Here is a 25,239-nt window from a genome sequence, read left to right as displayed (position 1 = left end):
CTAACCGGCCAGGCCACCGCTCATGCTGAACATAATTACGCCCAGCACCACTAAGGTGAGTACTACATAGAGATAATCTCTCTCTAACAGGAAAGCGATAACAGAAAAGGCTATACGAATAATGGGCGTAGCAATGAGCAGTACCACTCCCAGCTGGATAATATTCATTCCCTTGTTTTCCAGCACGCCCTGCCAGATGCCGGGCAAATTGTCCAGCCCTTCACGCACGCCGGTAAAGCTGCCGTAGGAGGGCTGCTCATGCCCATGCCGTACCAGGTAAATAATACCTCCCACCAGCACAATCGCGCTGGAGAGTATCACGCCCAGACGTAGCTGCTTGCCAATGAGCTGCTGAATATCTTTGTCCCGGAAATAAGTAGAAAATAATTTTTTCATATGTTATAGTTTTCCGGTGATACCATTATAGATCATCTGCACAGCGAGGAAGCCAATGACTACGCTGAATACGATGCGCAGCCATTTTACATTGGCACGGGTAAGCAACCTGGAACCGGCAAAGGCACCGGCCAACACACCCAATACAACCGGCATACACAAGCCAGGGGAAATATAACCCCGTTGCAGGTATACGACTGCACTGGCGGCAGCGGTTACGCCAATCATAAAATTGCTGGTGGTAGTAGACACCTTAAATGGGATACGCATGATATTGTCCATCGCCAACACTTTCAGGGCGCCGGAACCAATACCCAGCAGGCCCGACATCACGCCGGCAAAGGTCATCATAAAATAGCCCCCGGGCACATGATGTACCTGGTAGTTAACAGCTCCTTCGGCAGTAGGATAACTATTGTTGAGCCGCAACTGGGCCGCCAGCTTGCTTTTGGCACTGTCTTCCGTATACAGCGTTTTCTTACGGAACGACATCAGGGAGGAAAAAATAAGTACCAGCCCGAAAATAATTGCTACCACATTCGTAGGCATGTACACCGCAATGAGCGCGCCCACCACCGCACCGGTAGTAGTGGCTATTTCCAGGAACATCCCCAGCCGGATATTGGTAATGCCTTCTTTCACATAGGCAGAGGCAGACCCGGAAGAAGTGGCAATAGAGGCCACCAGGGCGGTACCAATAGCATAACGGATGTCGACATGGAATCCCAGCGTCAGCAATGGAATAATGACAACGCCGCCTCCTAAACCGGTAAGCGACCCCAGCAGGCCAGCCGAAAAGGCCCCGCACAGCAGGATCAGGGTAAAAAATAAAATCGTCATAAGATGGTCGGTTGGTTTTTGAAACAGCTTTTATGGAATTACAGTTATTATTGAGTAGCCGTTACTTACAAAAGTAAGCAGAATATGATTCTCGCAATCCGGCAATCTATAAGTAACTTGCAGCCTGGACAATTAATCGAATTATATGATAAAGGTGGGCGAATACAATCTCCTGAGGGTAAAAAAAGAAGCTGATTTTGGTGTATACCTGGAGGGCATAGACCAGGAAATCCTGCTCCCCAGCAGGTTTGTACCCCGGGAAACAAAAATCGGCGATGAACTGGAAGTGTTTCTCTACCACGACTCAGAAAACCGCCTCATTGCCACCACCCAACGCCCCTACGGCGTTGCCGGCGATATTGTACTCCTGAAAGCCGTTAGCGCCACCAAACAAGGCGCCTTCCTCGACTGGGGACTCATGAAAGACCTGTTTGTAGCCCAATCCCAGCAGCTTACCCACATGGTACCTGGACAGGAATACCTGGTAAAAATATATATCGATGAACTAACTGGTCGCCTCGCTGCTACGGAAAAAATTGACCGCTTTCTCAGCAACGAAAACCTCACCGTCAAAGAAAAAGACCTGGTAAACCTGGTCGCCTATCGTCGTACCGACATCGGCTATGTGATGATCATCAACAACCAGCATACCGGTATCCTCCACCACAGCGAAATTTTCCGTCCTATTGAAATCGGCGATAAAATGACCGGTTTCATACGCCAGATAAAAGACGATAAAATAGATGTGATCGTAGGTAAACCAGGGTTCAGCAAAGTAGAAGATGAAGGGGAAAAGATATTACGCCTGCTCCGCGAAAATGATGGTTACCTGCCTTATCATGATAAGTCGGCCCCGGAAGAGATCCAGGATTTTTTCGGTATGAGTAAAAAAACATTCAAAATGACGGTCGGTAACCTGTATAAACAACGGAAAATTGTTTTTACGCAAACAGGTTTTAAAACAGCTGAAGACTAACCATGATGGATCGGGAAACTGATCACAAAGCGGGTGCCTTCGCCCAGGGTGCTGTCTACCGAAATAGTACCCTGGTGCTGGAGTATGATATTCTGCGTTGCCGTAAGCCCTAACCCCGTTCCCTTGGTTTTACTGGTAAAAAACGGCTCAAATAACTTGGCCAGGTTCTGCTCTGAAATACCACTACCGTTATCGGATATACGAATAAACATCCGGTCGTTATCCTCCCAGGATTGAATACCTAAACGCCCTTCCCCGTTTTTCATCGCTTCAATACCATTGATAACAATATTCAGCAATGCAATAAGTATTTTGTCCTCATCTGCCAATATCCTATGATCCGGCTGGCAGAGACTTTTTTCTACCGTAATATTGTTCAGCTGTAAGCGGTCGGCGGCCAGTTGCAATGCCTTTTCCAACAGTAGGTTCAGCCCTATGGGCAACATATTCAGCTCCGACATGCGGGTAGACTGCAACAGCTCTGTGATCAGCTGATTGATCCGGTGGCAGTTGCGCTCCATGATATCCAGGTACAACTGTGTATCTTCTGACTCGGCAATAGGTTCTGTTTTCAGCTGTGAAACCGCCAGCAGTATATTGGTAAGCGGGTTGCGCACCTCATGGGCCACCAGGCGGGCAATACGGCCGGTAATGGCAAATTTTTCCTGCTGCTGCTTTTCCCGCTCCTTGCGTTTACGCGCGGTAATATCCTGGATGATGCATAAATACAGCTGTTTCTTTTCATCCAGCAGGGAGGCATTGATCATTACATCAAGCTGCTGCCCGTTCTTGCTGCGGAAAATGTACTCCCGCTGCACCACGCCATCATCGGAGCAAAGCTGGTCCAGGAAACCCTTTATCTCCCCTTCATCGGCAAACAGGCTATGTAAGCGGCTGCTATATAATTCACCTTCTTCATATTTCAGTACCCGGAGCGCCGCGGGATTAGCGGCCACTATCCTGTGCTCGCAGTCAGCCAGGATAATCAGGTCGTTTGATTTTTCGAAGATGCTGAAATAACGTTTTTCGCTTTTCTCAATCGCCAGCAAATGATTGAACTTGTCTAATGTATAACGGATAGCACGCTCCAGCAAAGCTGCGGTAATTTCGCTCTTTACCAGGTAGTCGGAAGCACCGGCCTGCATCGCTTCTTTATCGATTTTATAATCGCCTTTACCGGTAAACAGGATAACGGGGGCTTTATATCCCAGGTTGCGGAAATGATGCAACACATCAATACCCGTATGGGCACCCAACCGGTAGTCTACCAGGTACAGGTCGTGGGTACGTGTTTCGATGGCTAGTAGTGCTTCTTTATAAGATGATACCCATTGCAGCACATATTGATCCGGGGAGATGTCCTGTAGTAGCGCATTTACCAGGAAAAAGTCATCTTCGTCATCATCTATCATCAAAATGTGCTGCTTACCATTTGTTATCATAGTTCCGAAAAAGTTCTTCTAATGTTAACCAATAATCATGCACTAAAAAGTCAGGTATCTATATGAGTACTGGTATCCTTCAGCACCACATTTCGCCTTGGCAGGAACCAGGCGGGTACCAGGGTGGCTGCTAAGATGATCAGTGAAATATAAAAGCCCTCCCGCAAAGCCAGGTGATGTGCCCTCATGTTTGTTAACCCTTCCAGCACGTGCCGGTTGTAGGCTGCCTGGGTAACAATAGCCAGCACCGCTATGCCAATGGCCCCACCTACCTGTTGCATCAGCGTGCTGATGGAGGATGCCATGGTTACTTCACTGGGCTTTACGGCACTCAGTGTGGCTGCGTTCAAAGGCGCCAACAGCAGCCCCATACCGATACCCCGTACCGTCATGGTAACAATTACTGCGGTTAAATGACTGCCCCTGTCGAGTTCTGCAAATAAATACATGGATACGGCCAATAGTAAAATGCCCAGCAGGGAAATTTCCCTTGATCCATGTTTATCGGACCAACGGCCGGCAAAAGGCATCAACACGGCCATAAAAACGGAGTTAGGCAATATCAGCAATCCCGAAATACCTTCCGAAAAACCCATTTGTTCCTGCAACAGGAAAGGCATCAAAAACAGCCCGCCATACAATGCCGCCGCCCGGGAAATGGTGACAAGGATACAACTCACAAATGCATAGTTATTGAAAAGGGTCAGGTCCATAATAGGCTCCCGCTTACGCCGGTCTATCCATATAAAACAAATAAATGCCAGCAGTGCCACCCCCAGGGTCAGCAGTATTTCAGGAGAAGTAATGCCCACCACTTCCGCCCTGGCAATGCCGTACTGCAAACATACCAGGAAGATGGTAAGGGCAACAAAGCCGGTAAGATCGAAGGGAAGCCTTAATTTGGGTTGCTTGCGCAATACATCCAGGTATTTGTATGCCAGCGCCACAGTGATGATACCAATGGGCAGGTTAATATAGAAGATAGAAGGCCAACCGAATTTTTCTGTTAATATACCTCCAAGGGTAGGTCCCATGGCGGGCCCTATCAGGTTGCCGAGCCCCCACCAGCCCAGTACGGCACCCCGCACCCGGGCGGGAAATATATACGAAATAATGGCCATCGAGGTGGGCGCCATAGCCCCGCCACCCAATGCCTGTACTACCCTGCCTACCAGCAATGAATCGAGGCTGGTTGACAATGCACACATCAGTGAGCCTAATGTAAAAAGGGAAACGGCCCCCACATAAAGATTAAAAAAACCGATCCTGTTCTTCAGCCAGTTGGTCAATGGCATTAATACTGAAAAGCTGAGCATGTATGCCGTAATCACCCATTCAATTTCATCGAGCGTACAGTTAAACTGCTTACTCATTACGGGAAGGGATATATTAACGATACTCGAATCTATCCCGGCCATGGTCGTTCCCATAATCACTACAATCAGGATACCGGTACGGTTAATATCTCTCATACCCGGTCTTTCATCATAAAGATCAGCTGCGCTTTAGCAACATAAGGATTCAGTGGGTTACAATTAATCATAAACAGGTAGGTAGCCAGTTCAGACAATTGCCAATCGGTAGTAAGTTCACCGTCTTTAAAACAATATACTTTCTTGAAGTTGAAGTCCACCGGGATATTCAGCGCCGCACACGCATGCATGGCTCTGTCCAGCGGTTCCTGTTCCATACCGGACTGGCCGTAGCCCAGCTCCTGCATAATTTCACTGGCGGTATACAACAACTTGGGATTGTTGAGCTGTGAAATTCTTTCTGTGGAAATCACTTCTTCCAGGTAATCAAAAAGTTTAAGCATGGCCATTCTCATTTAATTGTGAAAGTTGCTGAAACAGTTCTTTTTCCTTGTCGGAAAGATTTGTTGGTATATGTATAATTGCTTTGATGTATAAATCACCCGCGGTACCTTTATTATCGTAGGCAGGCATTCCCTTTCCTTTTAGCCGGAATACTTTTCCACTGTCCGTTCCTGCCGGTATATTCATGTGCAATGCTGCGCCAGGCGTATTCACAGCTACTTTTCCTCCCAATATGGCGGTGTACAAGGGTAAAGCCAGATCGGTATAGATATCCTGTCCCTTCAGTTCATAATGTGTATGTGGCGCCAATTGTATGCTGATCAGTAAATCACCGTTCTCTCCCCCCTTACGCCCCGGGCTCCCCTTGCCTTTCAGCCGGATTACCTGTCCTTCATACAAACCAGGTTTCAGTTTAATATTGAGCCGGCTGCCGTTTACCTCTACCTGCCGGGTAGCCCCTGTATAAGCATCTTCCAGCGTTACCTCCATCGTTGCCTGCACATCGCGGCCCCTACCGGGTCCCTGCGAAGTTTGCCCCCGTCTTCCGCCCGCAAACCTGCTGCCAAAGAGCTGCTCAAAGAAATCTGAAAAGCCCTCTCCGCCAGCCCCTCCAAATATGTCTTCCATATTCCCGCTGCTGTAGGTCTGGCCACGGCCGCGGCCGCCAAATTGCGACCAGTCATAATCTTCGGGCCGGCCACCATGTTGCTCGTAATATTTATAGTTCTCCCCGAACTGATCATATTTTTTACGCTTCTCTGCATCACTCAACACTTCATAAGCCTCGTTGATTTCTTTGAACTTTTCTTCCGCCGCCTTATCGTCCGGATTTTTATCCGGGTGATATTTCACTGCCAGTCTCCGGTAAGCCTTCTTTATCTGCTCAGCTGTTGCCGCTTTCTCTACGCCCAGTATCTTATAGTAATCCTTTACGTCCATAGCACTAAAACAGGTTAATGTGATAACTTGTTTTATGAATTTACGAATTAACCCCGAAAAAAAATTGGTGAACGGCCTCCGGAAAATTTCCGGTACCGTTCACCAATCAGTGGTTATCCTACCACAACTATTTCCCTAAATACACATTAGCGGCCAGTTTCTCCGAAATATATTTAATGGCTTCCTGTGCCCGCACACTGTTACCCGCCTTATCCAACCGGGGCGAAAAAACAGCAATGGCAAAACGGCCAGGCGCCACCGAAATTATACCACCTCCAACACCACTCTTGCTGGGTAATCCTACCTTATACATCCAGTCGCCGGTGGTTTCATACAACCCGGTAGTGCCCATAATGGCCAGCACCCGTGGTACATACGCTTCCTTCAGCAACCGCTCTTTGGTAATAGGATTTACACCACCATTGGCCAGCGTACCGGCCATAATGCCCAGGTCGCGGGTGGTAACACCATAAGAACACTGTTTGGTATAAAAATCACAGGCATATAACGGATCATCATACATGTATCCATACGATTTCAGCAACATGGCAATGGCCTGGTTATGCTCATTGGTGGTGGCTTCCGACTTATACAGCTCATCCAGCACGGTAAGGGGCCTTCCGGCAAACCTGCCGAAGTAAGCATTCACTTTATCCCAGGCTTCGGCATGCCCGAAATGGCTGGTCAATAAGCTGGTGGTAGCCATAGCGCCGGCATTTACCAGCGGATTGGAAGGCTTCTGGCCGCCCTGCTCAATAGCAGGAACCGAATTAAAAGGCAATCCCGTTTGCGCTGCACCTACTTTCTCCAGGATGGCCGAATCACCAAATATTTCCATCGCCATGCAAAGGGTAAATACTTTTTCTATCGATTCAATCCCGAATTCATACCGGGTTTCTCCCACCTGGTATACCTGTCCCTCTTTCGTTACCAGCACAATACCATACATATCGGGATCTACCTTGTCGAGGAAAGGGATATAGTTTGCATTTTTGCCCCCCTTTTCATTTTTGAAAAGCTGGAATGCTTCGTTAATGATCACATTGTAGTCAACCGGTTTAGCGCTTTTCTGGGAATAACCACTTGTAATTCCCAACACCATTACCAGGAGTAATGCAACTGTCGTTTTCATATGATGGCGTTTTTATACTATTGATCGCATGCACGTATGCGCACGCAAATATAATGTAGCGTTCATACTTAACGAACATCACCCGCTCGTATACTAACAATAAAAAACGGAACCTGGGTTAAAAGATGGATGAACAGGCCGGCACCCACACTGACTTAATCTGCAGAAGAAATTTCCAATATTTCATAGGTATCCAGCAACGCCTGTACTTCCACCACCATACGCGACAAATCGCCTATTTCAGCAGGGGTAACCAGCATCATCACATGATCGGCCGGCAGGGGCAAACAAATTGATTTTTCATGCAGTGTGGCGTCATGGTGATCATCCGCCAACCGGGTCACCATCTTTTTAAAGCAACTAAATTCTGCGGTGTCCAGGTTAACAGCGGTAGTACCAAAAGCAAGCTGGATTCCTTTACAATGAGGGCAGCGGATCACATATCCCGCCGCGCCGTGATACAATGTCTGGTAATTACACATGGGCGTATGGTTTGTGCCTTCAGCGGCCGGGAGCCGGCCGCTGTCAGGACTTCATTCATCATTCTTTACTATCTGAGATCTGGTGGCGCAAACAATAGATCTGTTTATATATATGGCTAAATACACCGGGGTATTATTGACATGTCACAAAAATAAGAATGGAATATCCGCCGTAATGATCGGATCAGGAAAACCAGTTACGCAAAAGGGAAAAGTATGCATACAGCAGCGGCGTGTTCACATAGTTTTAACTAAAACTATATCAACACGCCGCTGAATATATTACTTAACTATTGTATTAATAGCCCGTATTCTGCACCAGTTTTGGATTGAGGGTCAACTCGCTGGCAGGAACAGGATATACCCGGTGGAAGGTATTACCATCTGTTTTAAAGCCCCAGGCACTTTCAAACTTATTAAAACGGATCAGGTCATTCCTGCGCCAGGCTTCCCAGGCCATTTCCCGGGCACGTTCATCCAGCATACCATCCAGGGTAATACCGGATATCAACGGCGCATGCGCCCTGGCCCGTATTTTATTCACCAGTACATCGGCTGTTTGTAATTCGCCTTTTACCGCAGTGGGCGCGGCGCCGCGAAGGATCGCCTCTGCTTTCATCAGCATCACATCTGCCAGCCGCATCACCGGCACATCATTATTGGAGTTACGATCCTGCGGCTCCGTATTTTTATCCGGATAAAATTTAATACCACGTACACCCGAAGCCTTGGCCAGTTCATCGTTGCCCAGGTCCATAGAAGAATCTACCCGCAGTTTCAGTTCTTTGGAAAAGCTCAACTGCCAGCTGATCTTAGCTCCCGGATCAGGACCTGCATAATTATTATCCAATCCTTTGTTGGTAGTACTGATCATAATGGGAGATCCATCACTATTGAATTGCTTTCCTTCGAGCCAGGTATTGTTACGGATATCTCCCGTTAAATTAAACTTCTCATAAAAAGAAGCAATAGTGCTCATGGCAATACTGGGACGGAAAAGCAGAGAGTACTTATCTACCAGGCCGGGATGCAATCCAAACCGGGAGAATTGGTTACCCTTAATCTGGTAGGTATCATAAGGAATGGCAAAAATGGTTTCTTTCACCTGTGGCCCGTTATCCGGCGTAAATATGTTGATAAAATTATCATCCAGCGTATAGGCACCGCCCACCAGCACGCTGTCTGCCATGGCTACTGCTTCCGTATACATAGGACGACCAGTATACACTACCGCATTCAGGTACATTTTTTCCAGCAGCGCAAAAGCAAACCACTTCACCGGTTTGGAATAGGTGACCTGCCCGGTCTTGGTATTGAGCAATGGCAGCGATTCCTTCAACTCCTTTTCTATAAAGGTAAATACCGCCTCCCGGGAAGATTGTTCCGGCAGGGAAGTATTGTCGAATGAGGTTATAATCGGCACCTTACCAAAAAGATCCATGAGGAAGAAGTAATACAAGGCCCGCATAGTTCTTACCTCCGCCAGGCTGGTTTGCTTGCTTTTACTTTCCGGCGCTTTCTGGAAAAGGGTAAGGATACGGTTACAGGTAGTTACCCCGCTGAAAGCCCACTGCCACACGTTTTTAACGGTGGGATGATCTTTTGTCCACGTATGCTTATGCAGGAAACGGTATTGTCCGCCATCCTCATAGTTACCATCACGGGCCGGGATAATAGCCTCATCGGTCGACAGCTCCTGCAGGCGCCAGTAATCTACCGCATATTTTGAACTCAGTTGCGTATACATAGGCCCGGAGGCGGCAATAAAACCATCTGCGGTAGTGGGAAAGTTATCGCTGGTATATTCTGATTCTACCTTTACATCCAGCTTGGTACAAGCAGTGAGGCAGGTAAAACAGATAGCCATTCCCGTTATAATAATATTTTTCATGTTATGCAGATTTACCGTTGTTAAAAAGTTGCGTTCAAACCAAAGAGGAAGGAACGGGTTTTAGGATAGAAGTTATTATTATCTATACCTGGTGTAAGCCCGCCCATATTGATTTCGGGGTCTATACCCTTATACTTCGTGATCAGCGCCAGGTTATTACCGGTAGCGTATACACGCAGTTTGCGTACATACTTGCCGGGTACTGGGATGGTATATCCGATGGTCACGTTGTCGAGGCGCAGATAAGAACCGTTTTCCAGGTAGCGGGTAGAAATATAAGGCGCTTTGGCGTCTGTAACTGCCTCTCCCAGGGTTATCCGGGGCATATCATAGCCGGTGGCTTCCGCAGGGTTATTGAGATTGGCGAGCGTAGCATTCAGTATTTTATTGCCGGACACGCCACGTATAAAGATGCTGGCATCGAACTGGCGGAAAGTAAAACTGTTGCTCCAGCCGTAAATGATAGCCGGCTGTGCATCGCCGCTATAGTAGCGGTCGGTGGAGCTGGGTTCTTTGGTAATACCTCCGTTGGCGGAGCGGAAAGTGGAGTTGCCATCTTTGTCTTTCCCTTCATACTGCCACAGGTAAAATGCGCCTAATGCGTAACCAGCCTGTATCAGCTGCGACTTATTCCCGGATTGTCCTTTACCGCCCAGGTCTGCTGTTTCAATATATTTCACGGAAAACATATCGTTGGAAAGCGATACTACCCGGTTCTTGTTGTGCGCGATATTGGCAGAAGTGTTCCAGGTAAAATTAGCCGTTTTCACGGGCACTACGTTTACCTGTAACTCAATACCCTTGTTGCTCATAGCGCCCACATTGGCCAACATATTAGGTACGAAGTAAGGAGGAGAAGGCACTTCATAAGAGTAAATCAGGTCGGTAGTGCGCTTGTCATAGTAGTCGGCGGTAACACTCAGGCGTCCTTTCCATACGGTCAGATCTATACCTATATTAGCCATACCGGTACGCTCCCATTTGAGGTTAGGGTTATCATTTTGTACCGGTCCTATAGAGCTGATGATCCGGCCATCGGAATAGAACTTACCGAAAATATCGTTACGGAATTTGGCGATGAGCGGATCAAAGCCCAGCGAGTTACCGGTAACGCCATAGCCTGCACGTAGTTTCAGTTCTTCGATCCAGCGTACATTGTCCATGAATTTTTCCTTGCTGATCTTCCAGGCGCCGGATACTGCCGGGAAGGTACCCCAGCGGTTGTTGATACCAAAGGCCGAAGACCCATCCCGTCTAACAGATACCTGCAACAGGTATTTATCTTCATATAAATAATTTACCCTGCCATAGAAGGAAATAAAACGTAACGTTTGTATCCGGGTAGTACCATAGTTAGGGAGATATCCATCTTTGGCGCCTCCCAGGTTCAGGTTATTTCCGCCGGTAACATCCGATACAAACCCTTGTTGCGAGGTCTGGAATCCGTCGCCGGTACGGTCTTCCTGCCAGGAATATCCCGCCAGCAGCCGCAGGTCGTGCTTACCAAACGTTTTATCGTAATTAAAATAGCTTTCCAGCACTTTACGTGAATTGGTAAAAGCGCTACGGGTGGCCTGTCCGTTCGTATTGGGCGATAGACTGGAAGCCCGGTTATTATAAATATCCCGGTTAATTTGCTGATCCTGCAGAGAGAGGCTCATGGTATAACGCAGCTCCGGCAACAATTTTAACTCAGCGCGCGCATTACCCAGCATAATTTTTTCTTTGGTACGATCGCTGTTATTATCGATCAGGGAAACAGGATTGAGGTAACCGCGGGAGCGGCTCAGGTCTTCTTTATAAGTACCATCGGGATTAAAAATATTTACCGTTGGTATATAGTTCAACATGTTGAGGTAAACCTGTTCTGGCGCCCGGTTCTGCGTGCTTAAGCTATTGCTGATAGACAGGTTTATTTTCAATACGTCATTAAAAGCGCGTTGTTCCAGGTTGGCTCTAACGTTTAGCCGTTCCAGTGACGATGTTTTAATAATACCATTATTCTGCAGGTAGTTGATACTTCCATCAAACAAGGTTTTTTCATTACCGCCACCGAAAGAAAGGTTGTGGCTTTGCGACATGCCGTTGCGGGTTACTTCTTTCTGCCAGTCGGTGTTGGCATTATCTTCATAGGCCGGTGTGAGGCTTTTGTTATTATCCTTCAGGTATTGGCGCAGCTCATTGGCCGACAGCATATCTATCTTATTGGAAATGCGTTCAGATGCGGCATAGGCATTGTAACTGATCCAGCTTTGTCCCTGCTTGGCGCGGCGGGTGGTAATCATAATTACGCCATTGGCCGCGCGGGCGCCGTAGATCGCGGTAGACGCGGCATCTTTCAATACATCCATCGACAGGATATCTGCGGGAGATACCAGCTGTATATTAGCGCCGGGTACGCCATCAATCACATAAAAAGGTTGCTGTGCTTCGCCTTCCCGGAAAGTGGAGGGGCCTCTCAGGATCACCGCCGGCGTGGCGTTGGGATCGCCGCTGCGGGTAACATTCAGGCCAGGGACCTTGCCTTGCAGCAGCTGCTCCGGTGAACTGAATACACCCGTGTTAAAGTTTTCAGATGATACATGCGATACCGCGCCGGTAAGATCACCTTTGGTGGTTTGGCCATAACCTACTACCACTACGCTGTTGAGCATACTGGCGTCAGATTTCAGGCGTATGGTCACCTGCTGTTGTCCATTGAGTACCTGGCGGCCGGCTTTGTAGCCCAGGGAGCTGAATAACAGGGTATCGCCATGAGGGTCGGCCTGCAGCGTAAAGGCTCCATCGCCATTGGTAATGCTGCCTTGTGTATTACCTTTTACCAATACGCTTACCCCTGGCAGGCGGGCGCCGGTTTCTTCGTCCGTTACAGTGCCGGTTACGGGAACGGTGGCTTTCTCTTTCTTAATAATAAATACGCCTTCTGTGGTGGAAAAGGAAAATCCACTTCCTTTCAGCAGGTGGCGCAACACTTCTTCCACAGACTGGCCGCGGAAGTCCTGCGCCTTTACGGTCAGGAGTTTCAACAAGTTAGCGTCATACATAATATTGGCGCCGCTTTGTTGTCGCAATAGCCCCAGGGCGCTTGTCAGTGGTCCGGCGCTTACATGTAATTCCTGCACTACTGCAGACTTTTGTTGGGCTGAAATGCTTCCGTATAGGGATAGCAAGAGCAGTACAAGACATATTTGTTTGCCAAATACGCTTGTACGCAGATGAGTACTACGTACATTCATAACCGCGATTTTTTAATTAAATCAATTCAGGGAATATTTATTTATGTCTTACAGTAACTTTATTTCCTCCACGGGCTTGTACTATCACCTGGTGATCTGTTAGCTCTTCCAGGATATGAAATACCTGGTACGGCTGTAACGTTGCAGGCATAGAGCCTGTAATCTGCATATCGGGCACGCTCTCAATTTCAAACTTTACGCGGTAATAATTTTCCAGCAGGTGTAGCACCGACTTTAAAGGCATGTTGTCAAAAACGATTTCCCGCCGCATCCAGTCGCTGATGTTCAATGGGCTTACTTCCATTCTTGAAAACGTATAGTCGTTCCAGTTAATACGCATAGCCTGGTTGGCAGTGAGCAGTCCCATAAGCTGGTCATGCTTGCTAACACTTACCTTACCGCTATTAACAGTTATTTCCATAGGCAGCTGCTGGTAAGCTCTTACATGAAAGAAAGTGCCCAGCACCCGCACCTGCAGGCTATCTACATATACCGTAAAAGGTGCTTGGGGATAGGGAGAAACATCAAAAAAAGCATCTCCATATAATAGCTCAATGTCCCGTTTATCCCTGAAATGCCCGGGATATTTCAACCGGCTGTTGCCTTCCAGCCATACCGTACTGCTGTCGGGCAGCACCAGCTTTTTCATTTCGCCAATACCCGTGCTTAGTTCCAGCCAGGCTACGGGTCGGGAGGTACGTTGTTGAATGATCCACCAGCTGGCAATTGCAGCTACCAGGAGTATAGCGGCGGCGGCAACCATGCGTTTCCATATAGGATAGGTGCGTGCGGGTTGCCCGGTGCGTTGCCGGATGGTTTGCAGCATTTTACGCCGGAGCTGTTCCTTGTCTCCTGGTGTCAGGGCGTCCGATGGAGTCTCCTCTGCGGATATTACATCCAGCCAGTGTGTGAGCAACTGCTCTTCGGCTGGTGTAGCCCTGTTATCCAGGTACTTATCTATGATGGCTCTTATTTTAGATCGGATCAAGGTACGGCGTTTAAAAGCTAAGTTGCACAACCGTCCTTTTTTAACTATCGGGAAAGCGGGATTAACATTAAGGTAACATGGAGGGGGATATCAGAGGAACATCAGCAAGCGGTTCAGCAATGGGCGGGCTTTTCTATAGGCGTTGCCCAGCTGGTTACGCACCGTTTGTTCTGCCGTGCCATGCATAAGAGCAATCTCCCGGATGCTGAGCTCATCAAAATGATACCATTCAAATACCTGGCGTTCCTTTTCGGGCAAATGCTGCAGGTCCTGCTGCAACTGGGTGATGATGTCTTTGTGGATAATAGTATTGAGTGTCAGCTCCGTACGGAGCTCACTATGGGTAATAAATTTTTCGAGATGTTTTTCTTTCAACCCATCATCCCGGAATTTGCGCAGGATATGTTTTCTAACGGCGCTAAAGAGGTAATAACGGATATGGGTATGCAACTCCAGCTGGTGCCGGCGTTCCCAGATACTGGTAAACAGGTCTTGTATAATATCCTGTGCGTCTGCATCACTTCCTGTTACCCGGGCTGCATAGGTGTATAATTCCTCCCAGTAAGTATTGAAAATCAGCTCAAACAGTTTAAAATCATCTGTCCGTAGCCGATCAGTCAGGTCGTCAGGCATTATTTCTGGCATATAACAGTATATGGGCTAAAAATAGAGCAGGTTTTTAAAAGAACAAACGGGGAAGAAAAAAAATAGCGAAGTATTAATATAGGAGGGTCTTTCGGCGGGTTTAATTAATTTAATTTTCCTTATTCTGCTTTAAATACCATCTTTTTGGTATTGATACCACCTACGATACCGTAACCATTGGCCACGTTGGTAAATACGCGTACCGGCTGGGATATTACCGCTTCCCCTGATCTCAATTGTGTGGTCAGCGTATTCAGGTACTGGTAGGTATTATAAGTAAGCGCACTTACTTCTAAAGTGATCTGCGTAGTAGCAGCAATCGGGTTATTGGTTTGCAGTACAAAATTGACTTCTTTCCCGTTGAATCGTTCATCGCTCATAATGAGGCTGCTGGAAGCTCCTTGTGTAAAAAAGTCTACCAGGTTATTATTGAATGCCGGGTCCAGGCGGAATTGCGCAAAACTGCCATCGCTGCCGTCAGGGTTGGAAATATATATTCTTATGCGGTAATAGTTATTGGCGGTAGGGCAATCCTTCAGGGTAAACCGGATACGATTACTGTTGACCTGTGCTGCCGCTGCACTTGCCAACGGCGCCGCCGGCAGGGTATCCATGGCCGTTACAGCCTGCATACCGGGAACCGCTACCCGTACCTCGTACCGTTTGCCCAGCACTGCTTTGCTCCCCGATACATAATAGGGTGTTCCCTTTATGATTTGTACCTCCGGCGATGCAAGCGGCACGCCATCTTCCAACAGCTGCACATGGGCCCCGCTTACATCCGTATTGTTACCATCGATCAATACATTGCTGGGAACACTGCGTGTAATACGGGTATAGATCACGCTGTCGGGTTGTATCAACGTATTCACCACTATTTTATTTCCTTCATAAAGTAATGTCACGTTCTCCCGCTTTTCGCAGGCTTGCAGGAAGCCAGCTAACAGTATCGCACCTACGAAAAAATATACTTTATTCATCTCTTTAAAATTTAACCGCATAAGTAATACTGGGAAGTATTGGCAACAACGTTACCCGGGTCAGGTAGCGCTGCTTGGTAACCGGATCACTCTCCATATAGTAAAAAACCGGGTTCTTACGATTGTATACATTAAATACGCTCAGGTTCCAGCTTTTACGCCAGTGTTTTTTCTGTTTGCTATAGGTAATCCCTACGTCCAGGCGGTGTACATCCGCCCCACGATAGTTGTTCCAGTTATCATAGCGATCTATGACGGGCTGGCCGGTACCCGGATCCCACGGAGAAGCGTTGCCGGTACCTGCATAGCTGGATACCGGAACAGTGATAGGCGTACCGGAATTGTAGTGCCAGGAGGCCGAAAACTCCCAATGCTCACCCAATTGCTGCATCAACACCACTTCGATATCATGCCGGCGATCATATTTAAAAGGGAAAATTTCTCCGTAATTAATACCCGGAAAACGGCGCATAGACCAGGAAAGTGTGTACCCGATCCAGCCGGTAGTGCTCCCCTTTTTCTTTTGTAACATCAATTCCGATCCATAACTCCAGCCCTTGCCCACAATCACATTTTCATCCCAGCGGGTGGCGCCGGTATTGGTAATGTTATTGTTTTCCGCATTTTCAATCATATTATGCATCGATTTGAAATAGCCTTCCAGTGAAAATTCATATTTCAGGTTGGACGACGTTTTAGCGACGCCTATTGCCACCTGCTTGGAAAACATAGGCGCTACCCGCTGGGTAGACGGCACCCAGATATCGGTAGGCAATGTGGTGCCATTGCTCGACAATAAATGGATATACTGGTTCATATGTGTATAAGCCGCCTTTATGGCCCAGTTGCGCGGCAGCACATAGCGGAGCCCCAGGCGGGGTTGTACGGAAGAATAAACCCGGCCTTCTACCAGGAAGGCAGAAGCATGTACTCCCAGGTTGGCGTACAGGTTGGGATTCAGCTGCCAGTCATCTTCTGCATAGAGCGATAATTCGCCACCCACCACCCGCAGGGAATTATTCAGCGTATCCAGCGGCTGCACCGGTGTGCCTTTATTTTCGAAAGAGGAATTGCCGGGCTTAAAATAATGCATGGTAGTAATAGCTCCGAAACGTATGGCATGACGCGGATTGGGACGATAGTCGAAATCTACCCGGCCTCCGCTGTTTTCCATACGGGAACTGTATTTCCCAAACAGGTCTGTTGTTTCTCCCAGCGCCGGCATTACATAACGGTGCCCATATTGGGTAGCAAAGGTATAACTGGAATAATTGAGCGTGATATTGGAAAACAGGCGTGGCCCATAAATATGATTCCACCGCAATGCTGCAATAGTATTGCCCCACGACATTTTAAAGCGCGATGTTACACCGTTATAAGTGTGCAGTCCGGAAATAGCTGAAGTATCGCTGGTAGTTTGCTGTAACCCCAGGTTGTCTTCTCCTTTGTAAAAACTGAGAAATACCCGGTCTTTCCGCGAAAAGATATGATTCACTTTGGCGTTGATATCATAGAAGAAAGCCTTGAAATCGCCATTGGGCCCCAGGGTATTATCCGATTGTATGGCTGCATTCAGCAACAGATCGGGATAAGAGCGGCGGGCCGATAAGAGGAAAGACGTTTTATCTTTTACAATAGGTCCTTCTATATCAAACTTGGCGGCAATTAATCCAATAGACGCGTTGCCATGTATGGCTTTCATATTGCCTTCTTTGGTGGCAATATCCACCACGGAAGATAAACGTCCGCCGTAACGGGCGGGAAACGCTCCTTTATACAAGTCGGTAGATTTCACCACATTGGCATCCATGAGGGAATAAACCCCGAAGAAATGAGAGAAGTTAAATATCGGTGCGCCATCCAGCAGTACCAGGTTCTGATCTGGCCCGCCACCACGCACATACAAACCACCGGCGCCATCCATTCCTCCACCTACACCTGGCAATAGCTGCAGCGTGCGCATCACATCCACTTCCCCCAGGAAACGGGGCATCGCATCCAGCTCGGTAGTAGAGAGCTTTACTTTACTCATTTGTGTTTGCTCCTGCAGCTTGTTTTCCCGGGCACTGACCACTACTTCCTTCAGGCTGCCGGTTGGCTGTAAGCTGATATTCAGCCACAGATCACCTTTGGCCGTTACGGCCTGTAAATGCGGCCCATAGCCGATATAAGAAATAAAAAGGCTGTTGGTATCCTTTACGGTGGTTAAGCTAAAAAAGCCATATTGATTGGTAGTAGTCCCCTGTTTAAGTGCAGGGGCATATACGGTGGCGCCAATGAGACTTTCACCGCTAACGGCGTCCCTGATATAGCCGCTGATGGTGCGGGTAGTACGTTGTGCAGGCACCAGCACTACCTGTTCACCCACACGGGTAAAACGTATATCATCGGGAGCAAATAAATCTTCCAGCAACTTCTTCAGACGCTGGTGCTGGGCTGTTAACGTAACTTTCCGGGACAAGTTGACAAGTTCTCTGCTATAGGAAAAATGAATACCATATTCTTTTTCCAGTATGTTACACACCGCCTCAATGGGCTGGTTCCTCACAATTACCGTTACTCTTGTTTGCCAGTCCCACCCAAAAACGTTCAGTGGGACATACAATAATATCAATATCCCCGTCAGCAGTTTTCCGGCTAACGACATAGATAGCTAAATTGAAAGTGTGAAAGACAGTTAAAGCTGTGCGCTTGCCGACACGAGCTATTTTAATTTGTATTGCCGATCATTTATTTTCTCATAGTCGGCACTCAACATGAGCGCCAGTGATCTGATTACATCATCGGCTGATTCGCCGGTAAAGTCAGCACGAACAGGTAATTTCAGGAGGTCCATATTTACCACTTCCACTTTGATATCATATACCTCCGTGATCGTGTGTAATACTTCTTCCAGGGGTGTATCCCTGAATGACAGGGATTTTTTAGTCATATCTGTAACATGGGCCGCTATACGAAAAGCAGGGCGGGCATTATCTTTCTGCAATAACATGCCATCTGTTAATACCACACTATCTGCCTTATCATGATCTATTACCATCACCTTACCGGTAGTAACATGTACTTTCAGTACTGCCGTACCCGGTTCATAATTGATCATAAAATGGGTACCCAATACCTTCACATCTGTATGCCCCAATGTAATCACAAAGGGATTTTCAGCGCTGCCGCTTACGTCGAAGGTAGCGGTACCGGTAAGACTTACCTTCCTGTTGCGCTGGTTAAAGCCCCTGGCTACTTCCAGCCTGGAAGAAGCCGACAACCGGATATTACTGCCATCTGCCAGCGTAGCGTTGGTGGGTCCTGCATATACCTGTTGTGGACGCTTACCGATTAAGAACCACCAACCAGCGCCCAGGGCTATCAATAGCACGGCAGCTATTTTCAGCCAGGTAAAACGGGCAGCAGGTTTAACGGCTATCAGCACCGGTTTTTCTTCAATTTTGCCACTGAGCTGCAACCAGGCATCATTGGTTTTGGCTTCCACCAACCGCTCATTGGATGTAGCGGTATCCAGCACCTTTCTCAAAGAGCCCAGTAATGCCACATTCCCCGGATCCTCCGTTACCCATGCTTCCACCCAGGCGCGCTCCTCCGCATCTGCTTCATGCAGCAGATACTTGCAGAGCAAAGTATACAGCGCCTCATCAGGCATTGCCTCATCTGGATAAGATGGTGTCATCAGTTGTTGTAAGTTTTACAGTCAGCGCCCCCGTGGGCAGTTATCTAAAATAAGACGCATGGAAAATACCAATGCCCCTATGCGTCCGCAATTATTTTTAAAATAAGAAGCCTGTCAATAGCGGCAGGTATTCTTTCAGTTCCTGGTGCAGGATTTTCAGCGCTTTTCCCATCTGGTTTTCCACTGTCTTTACTGAAATATTCATTGCCACCGCTATCTCGGCGTATTTCATATGTTGCTGGCGGCTTAGTACAAATACCTCCCTGCATCGCTCCGGCAGTCGCTCCAATGCCTGGCGGTACAATCGCTCCAACTCTTTTACCTCCTCTCCGGCCGCCATGGTGGTATCTTTCTGCTGGCCATAACCGGCCTCCTTTTCTGAACGCACTACGTCCTTCCGCCATTGACTGATGGCGGTATTACGAATAGCAGAAAACAAATATGCTTTTACAGGGCCAGTGATCGTGATCGCATCCCGTTTTTCCCACAAACGCAGGAAAACCTGTTGCACAATTTCCTCTCCTACATGGGGATCACCCGTATAATGAGTGGCAAAGGCCAGGCAATGAGCATGGTTTTCTCTAAATAATGCTTCAAATGTATGCAGCTCCAGCATGATAAGCCGCAAATATAGGCATGATTTACCTGATTTAAATTAATTCCTGCTATCTCTTATATCTTTCCGTAGAAATACGTAAAATGGCCACTGGTAACCACTTGATAACCGATCGTCATAGGGGGAAAAGCTGTTTTATGCGTCTCCCAATTCGTAAAAATCCCCCAAACCTGTTTATCTTTGCCCGGCAATGTACAACCTGATCAAAAAATTCCTTTTCCGCTATCCGCCGGAAAGTATTCACCACAGCGTTATGCGTGGTCTTAAGACAGTATATTCCCTGCCACTGGGCAAAACCGTATTGAATGCCTGCTGCGGCGTTAAAACCAAAGGCCTGGAACGGGAATTGTTCGGACTGAAATTTTCCAACCCCGTAGGGCTGGCAGCCGGATTTGATAAAGATGCAAAATACATTGACGAGCTGGCCTGCCTCGGATTCGGATTCGTAGAAATAGGGACCGTTACACCGCTCGCCCAACCCGGCAACGAACAGCCCCGCTTATTCCGCCTGCCGGAAGATAAAGCGCTGATCAACCGCATGGGCTTCAATAACGAAGGCGCCGCTGCTGCTGCAAAAAGACTGCAACGCAAAAAATCTAATATCATCGTAGGTGGCAACATCGGGAAAAATAAAGTGACTCCGAATGAAGAGGCTGTCAGCGACTATGAAAAATGCTTTCATGCCCTCTATGAAGTGGTCGACTACTTCGTAGTAAACGTAAGCTCTCCCAACACCCCCAACCTACGGGCCTTACAGGAGAAAGAACCCTTAAAACAGTTGCTGTATCACCTGCAGGTTTTGAATGCACAAAAGCCCAGGCAGAAACCAATTTTACTGAAAATAGCGCCTGATCTGACTACCGAACAACTGGATGATATCATCGAAATTGTGACGGAAACGAAACTGGCTGGTATCGTGGCTACCAACACCACCATCAGCCGGGCGGGACTAAAAACACCAGATGCCGAAATCAAAGACATCGGCGCCGGGGGACTCAGCGGTTTGCCGGTAAAACGCAAGGCCACAGAAGTGATCCGCTATATCCACACCCATAGCCAAGGCCGCATTCCTATTATCGCCGTAGGCGGTATTTTCACGGCAGAAGATGCCCAGGAAAAGCTGGATGCAGGCGCCTCCCTGGTGCAGGTATATACAGGCTTCGTTTATGAAGGGCCTGCCATCGTTAAAAAGATCTGCGCTGGACTACGTCCACAATAAATATAACGGCAGATGAAGGCCATGCCTTCATCTGCCGTCACTATCTTCCTACCGGCCTTTATGCCAGGTTCATGATCGTTACCGCTACCATCCCCGCCGTTTCCGTGCGTAAACGGGTATTCCCCAACGACACCGGCACAAACCCCTCTTCCAGCGCCAGCTTGATTTCATCCGGTGTAAAATCGCCCTCCGGCCCTATCAGTACCAGGGTATCTTTACCCGGCTGCATAATATCCTGCATCGCCTGTTTTTGTTCCGGCAGGCAGTGCGCAATTAGTCTTTGAGGATCGGTATACTGTTTCACCACCTTGTCAAATGCCTGTGGCTCCTGCAAATCGGGCAAGTAAAACTGTTGCGATTGCAGCATTGCCGATACCAGGATATTCTGCAAGCGCTCCGCTTTTATTTTTTCTTTCTCCGTACGCTGACTTACCAACGGAATGATTGTCTGGATACCAATTTCTGTTGCCTTTTCCAGGAACCACTCTATCCGGGAAGTATTTTTAGTAAAGGAGATGGCTATACGTAGTGCTCTTTCAGGGGCTGGCACCAGGGTACGATCCACTATTTTCACTACGCACTTTTTACGGTTATCATCCGTGATTTCAGCGGTAAACTTGTGTCCACGGCCATCTGCCAGCAACACACGATCGCCGTTTTCATGGCGAAGTACCTGGATACAGTATTTAGAGGTATCCTCATTCATTGTATATATTGCATCGGCGGGCTGTATGTCCGGCGCATAAAAAACGGGCAAATCCATAAGCGAAGTTAAGCAGAAAGTTTTTTCGTTTTAGTATGAAAGCGGGCAAACAGTAATACAGAAGCCACCAGTAATCCCAGCAGCAGCGCCCACCACACACCTTCTACACCATATCCCAGGTGTATACCCAACAGGTAGCCCAGCGGAATACCCAATACCCAGTAAGCCAGCAGCGTAATCACGGTAGGGATGCGTACGTCGCCCAGTCCCCGCAAAATACCCAATCCCACTACCTGCATGCCATCAAACAACTGGAAGAAGGCAGCAATGATCAGCAGTCTGGCGGCAATCTGGATCACCTGCGGATCCTGTATGTAAAAAGACGGTAACAGGTGATTGCCTACGGTAAACAATAAGGCGGCGGCTCCCATCAGCACCAACACCATATGGTAGCTGGCGATGGCCGATAAACGGAGCTCATGGAAATCTTTCTTTCCGAAGTTGTTACCACTCTTAATCCCTGCTGCCGCAGAAATACCGCTGGCCATCATGTAAGTCATAGCGGCCAGGCTCAACGCAATCTGGTGCGCAGCCAGTTCAGCCGCACCCATCCAGCCTACCATCACAGCGGCGCCACTGAAGGCACTTACCTCAAAAAGATATTGCAGGGCTACCGGCGTACCAATGCCCAGGATCTTCTTAATAGCAGTAGCCTGCAGGTTTTTAAACCCAAAAGATTTTAGGTAAGGCTTAAACCGGGGTGATCTTAGTACGTAAATCGACATGGTAATTCCCATGATAAGGCGATCGGTAAAAGTGGCAATCCCCACGCCTATCACGCCCATACGGGGCATCCCAAACAAGCCGTATACCAGCGTAATACCAATGAGGATATTAATCACGTTACCGATGATGCTGATGTTCATCGCCTGCCGGGTAAATCCAAGTCCCTCTGCAAACTGCTTAAACGACAGGAACAGCATCAGCGGAATAAAGGAAAATCCCAGGAAACGTAGGAAGGGACGGGCTTGTTCTGCTACATCGCCTTCCTGGTGCAACAGCGATAAATAGCCGCTGCCAAAGTAAATAAGGGCCGATAACAGCACACCCACCACCATATTGATGATCAGGCTATGGCTCAACAGGTGGCCGATGGCATTCTTGTTGCCCCGGCCATTTTCCTGGGCTATCAGGGGCGTTAGTCCGTAGGACATACCGATACCGGCTACCATAAAAACGCTGAACAGGCCATTACCCAGCGACACCGCTGCCAGCGGCACTTTGCCGGTATGACCAATAATGATACTATCAGATAATGCTACCAGGGTATGTCCTAACTGGGAGATAACAACAGGATAGGCTAAACTGAAATTGTCTTTGTAATGACCTTTGTATTTTAAGTACAGCTGTTTCATTGGTTAATCTTATTATTCTTTAATTATTTAACGTGCACAAACAATTACTCCCTGCTGCGGGATATGTTTCTTTTGCGGCAGTTAAGGGCTAAAAGCTAAAAAGCCGGCCATCGAATAGATGCCGGCTTTTTAGCAATATCTTTTCCTTGCTAGAAGGGTGCATCTTCAAATCCTTCATCAAAATCCATATCGTTCATCTTGGATCCTTTCTGTATGTACAGCTTCGCTTCATCGTTACCGCCGCCACCTTGCTGGGGTCGGGAGATGCCTGTGAAAGGATTGCCGCCACCGCCGGGGTTTTCCAGGCTACCATCATCTTCGAATCGCTGAAACTCCAGTACGGCTCTCAGTTTGATGGTATCGAGCTGACCATTACGGTGCTTGGCTATACGAACGTGGGTTTCTCCTTTGTTGGATTCGCCCATTTCATTGGTATTGATTTCATAATATTCAGGACGGTACAGGAACATTACCATGTCGGCATCCTGTTCAATGGCTCCCGATTCACGGAGGTCACTCAACTGGGGCATTTTGTTACCGTCTTTACGTTTTTCCACATCACGGCTCAACTGCGACAGGGCGATCACCGGTACCTGGAGTTCTTTTGCCAGCCCTTTCAGGTCGCGGGAAATTTTACTGATCTCCTGCTCACGGTTATTGCCTTTTCCATCGGCACTACCACTCATCAGCTGCAGGTAGTCGATGATGATAACGCCTACGCCGTGGTTGTGTACCAGCCTGCGGCATTTGGCGCGCAGCTCGAAGATGTTGAGGGCCGGGGTATCATCGATAAAGATGGGCGCTTTAGCCAGGCGTTCAATACCATGGGTCATCAGCTTCTTCATCTCATATTCTTCCAGTTTACCACGGGAAATCTTTTCCAGCTTTATTTCTGATTCGGCCGAGAGAATACGTTGTACAATCTGGCCGGAGGACATTTCCAATGAGAATACCGCTGCTCCTTTCGGGAAGCGGGGGTGAAGAGCCGCATTACGCGCAAGGTTCAGCGCGAAGGCGGTTTTACCCACAGAAGGACGGGCGGCGATGATGATCAGATCCGTAGACTGCCAGCCATACGTCACCTTGTCCAGTGAAGGGAAACCTGAAGGCACCCCGGTGATATCATCTCCTTTATTACGCAAATCCTCGATACGCTTCATGGTATTTACCAGTACGCGGTCGATGGAATCGTAATTCTTACGGAGGTGGTTATTGGTTACTTCAAACAGCTTGGATTCCGCGCTGTCCAACAAGTCAAATACATCGGCCGTATCTTCATAAGACTCGGTCAGGATTTCCCCGGAAATACGGATCAGTTCCCGTTGAATGAATTTCTGGAGGATAATACGGGCATGGGCCTCAATATTGGCGGAAGATACCACCATGTTCGTCAGTTTCATGACGGTAAAGGGTCCTCCGATCTGTTCCAGCTGCCCCATTGATTTTAGTTCCTCCGTTACCGTGAGGATATCTACCGGCATTGATTTACCGGCCAGCCGGGTCATCGCACTAAAAATGATCTGGTGTGCTTCTACGTAAAAACACTCTCCTTTCAATATCTCGATAACGGTATCAAAAGCACCCTTTTCAAGCATTACGGCTCCCAAAACAGCTTCTTCCAATTCTTTAGCCTGTGGTGGTATCTTGCCATACACCAAGGATGACACATCAATGGACGGTTTTCTGCGCACATTGCGGTCCTTCTTAAGATTGAGATCCATTTATGGTTAGTGTATTAAAAAAAGTTAATAAAAGGTTACTGTCAATGGGCCTTTCCTGTTGTTTTTACAATTGATATCTGCATTACTCCCGCATTCATTAGGGTTTCCAGCTACTTTAA

The 25,239-nt window shown here is 47.9% G+C and carries 21 protein-coding genes; 2 read left to right on the top strand and 19 right to left on the bottom strand.

Annotation, left to right across the window (positions count from 1 at the left end; all coding sequences use genetic code 11):
- Both HGH91_RS13480 and HGH91_RS13475 read right to left on the bottom strand, forming a co-directional pair.
- Complete coding sequence (locus HGH91_RS13480; RefSeq protein ID WP_145664150.1) at positions 1 to 396, bottom strand: DUF1634 domain-containing protein; 396 nt, start codon at positions 394 to 396, stop codon at positions 1 to 3.
- Between the two features lie 3 nt (positions 397 to 399).
- Positions 400 to 1,236 carry a sulfite exporter TauE/SafE family protein gene (locus tag HGH91_RS13475; RefSeq protein ID WP_168738924.1) on the bottom strand — a complete coding sequence of 279 codons (837 nt, stop codon included), beginning with the start codon at positions 1,234 to 1,236 and terminating at the stop codon, positions 400 to 402.
- 145 nt (positions 1,237 to 1,381) lie between these two features.
- Between HGH91_RS13475 and HGH91_RS13470 the strand changes: the two genes are divergently transcribed.
- Complete coding sequence (locus HGH91_RS13470) at positions 1,382 to 2,212, top strand: S1 RNA-binding domain-containing protein (protein ID WP_168738923.1); 831 nt, start codon at positions 1,382 to 1,384, stop codon at positions 2,210 to 2,212.
- Here HGH91_RS13470 and HGH91_RS13465 read toward each other — a convergent pair.
- The 14 genes from HGH91_RS13465 to HGH91_RS13400 form a co-directional block, all read right to left on the bottom strand.
- Positions 2,209 to 3,624 (bottom strand): hybrid sensor histidine kinase/response regulator, encoded by a 1,416-nt coding sequence (locus HGH91_RS13465; RefSeq protein ID WP_247651744.1) that lies wholly within the window; start codon positions 3,622 to 3,624, stop codon positions 2,209 to 2,211. The two genes, HGH91_RS13470 and HGH91_RS13465, sit on opposite strands and share 4 nt — an antisense overlap.
- A gap of 80 nt (positions 3,625 to 3,704) precedes the next feature.
- Positions 3,705 to 5,126, bottom strand: coding sequence for a DHA2 family efflux MFS transporter permease subunit (locus HGH91_RS13460; protein WP_168738921.1), 1,422 nt, complete (start codon positions 5,124 to 5,126; stop codon positions 3,705 to 3,707).
- The gene (locus tag HGH91_RS13455) at positions 5,123 to 5,470 is read right to left on the bottom strand and encodes a hypothetical protein (RefSeq protein WP_145664119.1); all 348 of its coding nucleotides are present in this window, start codon (positions 5,468 to 5,470) and stop codon (positions 5,123 to 5,125) included. Before HGH91_RS13455 ends, HGH91_RS13460 begins: the two co-directional genes overlap by 4 nt.
- The gene (locus HGH91_RS13450) at positions 5,463 to 6,410 is read right to left on the bottom strand and encodes a DnaJ C-terminal domain-containing protein (RefSeq protein WP_168738920.1); all 948 of its coding nucleotides are present in this window, start codon (positions 6,408 to 6,410) and stop codon (positions 5,463 to 5,465) included. The genes HGH91_RS13455 and HGH91_RS13450 overlap by 8 nt, the downstream gene beginning before the upstream one ends.
- A gap of 127 nt (positions 6,411 to 6,537) precedes the next feature.
- The gene (glsA, locus tag HGH91_RS13445; RefSeq protein WP_211092280.1) at positions 6,538 to 7,542 is read right to left on the bottom strand and encodes a glutaminase A; all 1,005 of its coding nucleotides are present in this window, start codon (positions 7,540 to 7,542) and stop codon (positions 6,538 to 6,540) included.
- Positions 7,543 to 7,697: 155 nt separating this feature from the next.
- Positions 7,698 to 8,024: a DUF6686 family protein gene (locus HGH91_RS13440; protein WP_168738919.1), complete on the bottom strand. Its 327-nt coding sequence runs from the start codon at positions 8,022 to 8,024 to the stop codon at positions 7,698 to 7,700.
- Positions 8,025 to 8,322: 298 nt separating this feature from the next.
- Positions 8,323 to 9,915 (bottom strand): RagB/SusD family nutrient uptake outer membrane protein, encoded by a 1,593-nt coding sequence (locus HGH91_RS13435; RefSeq protein ID WP_168738918.1) that lies wholly within the window; start codon positions 9,913 to 9,915, stop codon positions 8,323 to 8,325.
- Between the two features lie 20 nt (positions 9,916 to 9,935).
- The gene (locus tag HGH91_RS13430) at positions 9,936 to 13,151 is read right to left on the bottom strand and encodes a TonB-dependent receptor (RefSeq protein ID WP_168738917.1); all 3,216 of its coding nucleotides are present in this window, start codon (positions 13,149 to 13,151) and stop codon (positions 9,936 to 9,938) included.
- A 37-nt stretch (positions 13,152 to 13,188) separates the two neighbouring features.
- Positions 13,189 to 14,139, bottom strand: a complete 951-nt coding sequence (locus HGH91_RS13425; protein WP_168738916.1) for a FecR family protein — start codon at positions 14,137 to 14,139, stop codon at positions 13,189 to 13,191.
- Positions 14,140 to 14,229: 90 nt separating this feature from the next.
- Positions 14,230 to 14,784, bottom strand: coding sequence for an RNA polymerase sigma factor (locus tag HGH91_RS13420; RefSeq protein ID WP_168738915.1), 555 nt, complete (start codon positions 14,782 to 14,784; stop codon positions 14,230 to 14,232).
- A gap of 119 nt (positions 14,785 to 14,903) precedes the next feature.
- Positions 14,904 to 15,764 carry a DUF4249 domain-containing protein gene (locus HGH91_RS13415; RefSeq protein WP_168738914.1) on the bottom strand — a complete coding sequence of 287 codons (861 nt, stop codon included), beginning with the start codon at positions 15,762 to 15,764 and terminating at the stop codon, positions 14,904 to 14,906.
- Between the two features lie 4 nt (positions 15,765 to 15,768).
- On the bottom strand, positions 15,769 to 18,411 hold the full coding sequence (locus tag HGH91_RS13410) for a TonB-dependent receptor (RefSeq protein ID WP_168738913.1): 2,643 nt from the start codon (positions 18,409 to 18,411) through the stop codon (positions 15,769 to 15,771).
- Between the two features lie 57 nt (positions 18,412 to 18,468).
- Entirely contained in the window at positions 18,469 to 19,446 is a 978-nt protein-coding gene (locus HGH91_RS13405) for a FecR family protein (RefSeq protein WP_168738912.1), read from the bottom strand.
- Positions 19,447 to 19,543: 97 nt separating this feature from the next.
- On the bottom strand, positions 19,544 to 20,062 hold the full coding sequence (locus HGH91_RS13400) for an RNA polymerase sigma-70 factor (RefSeq protein WP_211092279.1): 519 nt from the start codon (positions 20,060 to 20,062) through the stop codon (positions 19,544 to 19,546).
- A gap of 190 nt (positions 20,063 to 20,252) precedes the next feature.
- Between HGH91_RS13400 and HGH91_RS13395 the strand changes: the two genes are divergently transcribed.
- Positions 20,253 to 21,281: a quinone-dependent dihydroorotate dehydrogenase gene (locus HGH91_RS13395; protein ID WP_168738910.1), complete on the top strand. Its 1,029-nt coding sequence runs from the start codon at positions 20,253 to 20,255 to the stop codon at positions 21,279 to 21,281.
- A gap of 58 nt (positions 21,282 to 21,339) precedes the next feature.
- Here HGH91_RS13395 and HGH91_RS13390 read toward each other — a convergent pair whose 3' ends face one another.
- The 3 genes from HGH91_RS13390 to dnaB all read right to left on the bottom strand — a co-directional run bounded on the left by HGH91_RS13390 (position 21,340) and on the right by dnaB (position 25,120).
- Positions 21,340 to 22,044, bottom strand: coding sequence for a 16S rRNA (uracil(1498)-N(3))-methyltransferase (locus HGH91_RS13390; protein WP_168738909.1), 705 nt, complete (start codon positions 22,042 to 22,044; stop codon positions 21,340 to 21,342).
- A gap of 8 nt (positions 22,045 to 22,052) precedes the next feature.
- Positions 22,053 to 23,399, bottom strand: a complete 1,347-nt coding sequence (locus HGH91_RS13385) for an MATE family efflux transporter (RefSeq protein ID WP_168738908.1) — start codon at positions 23,397 to 23,399, stop codon at positions 22,053 to 22,055.
- Between the two features lie 149 nt (positions 23,400 to 23,548).
- Positions 23,549 to 25,120 carry a replicative DNA helicase gene (gene dnaB / locus HGH91_RS13380; RefSeq protein ID WP_168738907.1) on the bottom strand — a complete coding sequence of 524 codons (1,572 nt, stop codon included), beginning with the start codon at positions 25,118 to 25,120 and terminating at the stop codon, positions 23,549 to 23,551.
- Positions 25,121 to 25,239: the final 119 nt, after the last annotated feature.

The organism is Chitinophaga eiseniae, assembly GCF_012641265.1.
GTDB lineage: Bacteria > Bacteroidota > Bacteroidia > Chitinophagales > Chitinophagaceae > Chitinophaga > Chitinophaga eiseniae_A.
This window is presented reverse-complemented; position numbering and strand designations above follow the sequence as displayed.

Coding starts and splice junctions, on each gene's coding strand:
- HGH91_RS13410 (WP_168738913.1), bottom strand. CDS start 18,411: ATGTCGTTAGCCGGAAAACTGCTGACGGGGATATTGATATTATTGTAT.
- HGH91_RS13430 (WP_168738917.1), bottom strand. CDS start 13,151: ATGAATGTACGTAGTACTCATCTGCGTACAAGCGTATTTGGCAAACAA.
- HGH91_RS13420 (WP_168738915.1), bottom strand. CDS start 14,784: ATGCCAGAAATAATGCCTGACGACCTGACTGATCGGCTACGGACAGAT.
- HGH91_RS13455 (WP_145664119.1), bottom strand. CDS start 5,470: ATGCTTAAACTTTTTGATTACCTGGAAGAAGTGATTTCCACAGAAAGA.
- HGH91_RS13415 (WP_168738914.1), bottom strand. CDS start 15,764: ATGAATAAAGTATATTTTTTCGTAGGTGCGATACTGTTAGCTGGCTTC.
- glsA (WP_211092280.1), bottom strand. CDS start 7,542: ATGAAAACGACAGTTGCATTACTCCTGGTAATGGTGTTGGGAATTACA.
- HGH91_RS13400 (WP_211092279.1), bottom strand. CDS start 20,062: ATGCTGGAGCTGCATACATTTGAAGCATTATTTAGAGAAAACCATGCT.
- HGH91_RS13440 (WP_168738919.1), bottom strand. CDS start 8,024: ATGTGTAATTACCAGACATTGTATCACGGCGCGGCGGGATATGTGATC.
- dnaB (WP_168738907.1), bottom strand. CDS start 25,120: ATGGATCTCAATCTTAAGAAGGACCGCAATGTGCGCAGAAAACCGTCC.
- HGH91_RS13405 (WP_168738912.1), bottom strand. CDS start 19,446: ATGACACCATCTTATCCAGATGAGGCAATGCCTGATGAGGCGCTGTAT.
- HGH91_RS13480 (WP_145664150.1), bottom strand. CDS start 396: ATGAAAAAATTATTTTCTACTTATTTCCGGGACAAAGATATTCAGCAG.
- HGH91_RS13460 (WP_168738921.1), bottom strand. CDS start 5,126: ATGAGAGATATTAACCGTACCGGTATCCTGATTGTAGTGATTATGGGA.
- HGH91_RS13450 (WP_168738920.1), bottom strand. CDS start 6,410: ATGGACGTAAAGGATTACTATAAGATACTGGGCGTAGAGAAAGCGGCA.
- HGH91_RS13465 (WP_247651744.1), bottom strand. CDS start 3,624: ATGATAGATGATGACGAAGATGACTTTTTCCTGGTAAATGCGCTACTA.
- HGH91_RS13390 (WP_168738909.1), bottom strand. CDS start 22,044: ATGGATTTGCCCGTTTTTTATGCGCCGGACATACAGCCCGCCGATGCA.
- HGH91_RS13385 (WP_168738908.1), bottom strand. CDS start 23,399: ATGAAACAGCTGTACTTAAAATACAAAGGTCATTACAAAGACAATTTC.
- HGH91_RS13475 (WP_168738924.1), bottom strand. CDS start 1,236: ATGACGATTTTATTTTTTACCCTGATCCTGCTGTGCGGGGCCTTTTCG.
- HGH91_RS13470 (WP_168738923.1), top strand. CDS start 1,382: ATGATAAAGGTGGGCGAATACAATCTCCTGAGGGTAAAAAAAGAAGCT.
- HGH91_RS13395 (WP_168738910.1), top strand. CDS start 20,253: ATGTACAACCTGATCAAAAAATTCCTTTTCCGCTATCCGCCGGAAAGT.
- HGH91_RS13435 (WP_168738918.1), bottom strand. CDS start 9,915: ATGAAAAATATTATTATAACGGGAATGGCTATCTGTTTTACCTGCCTC.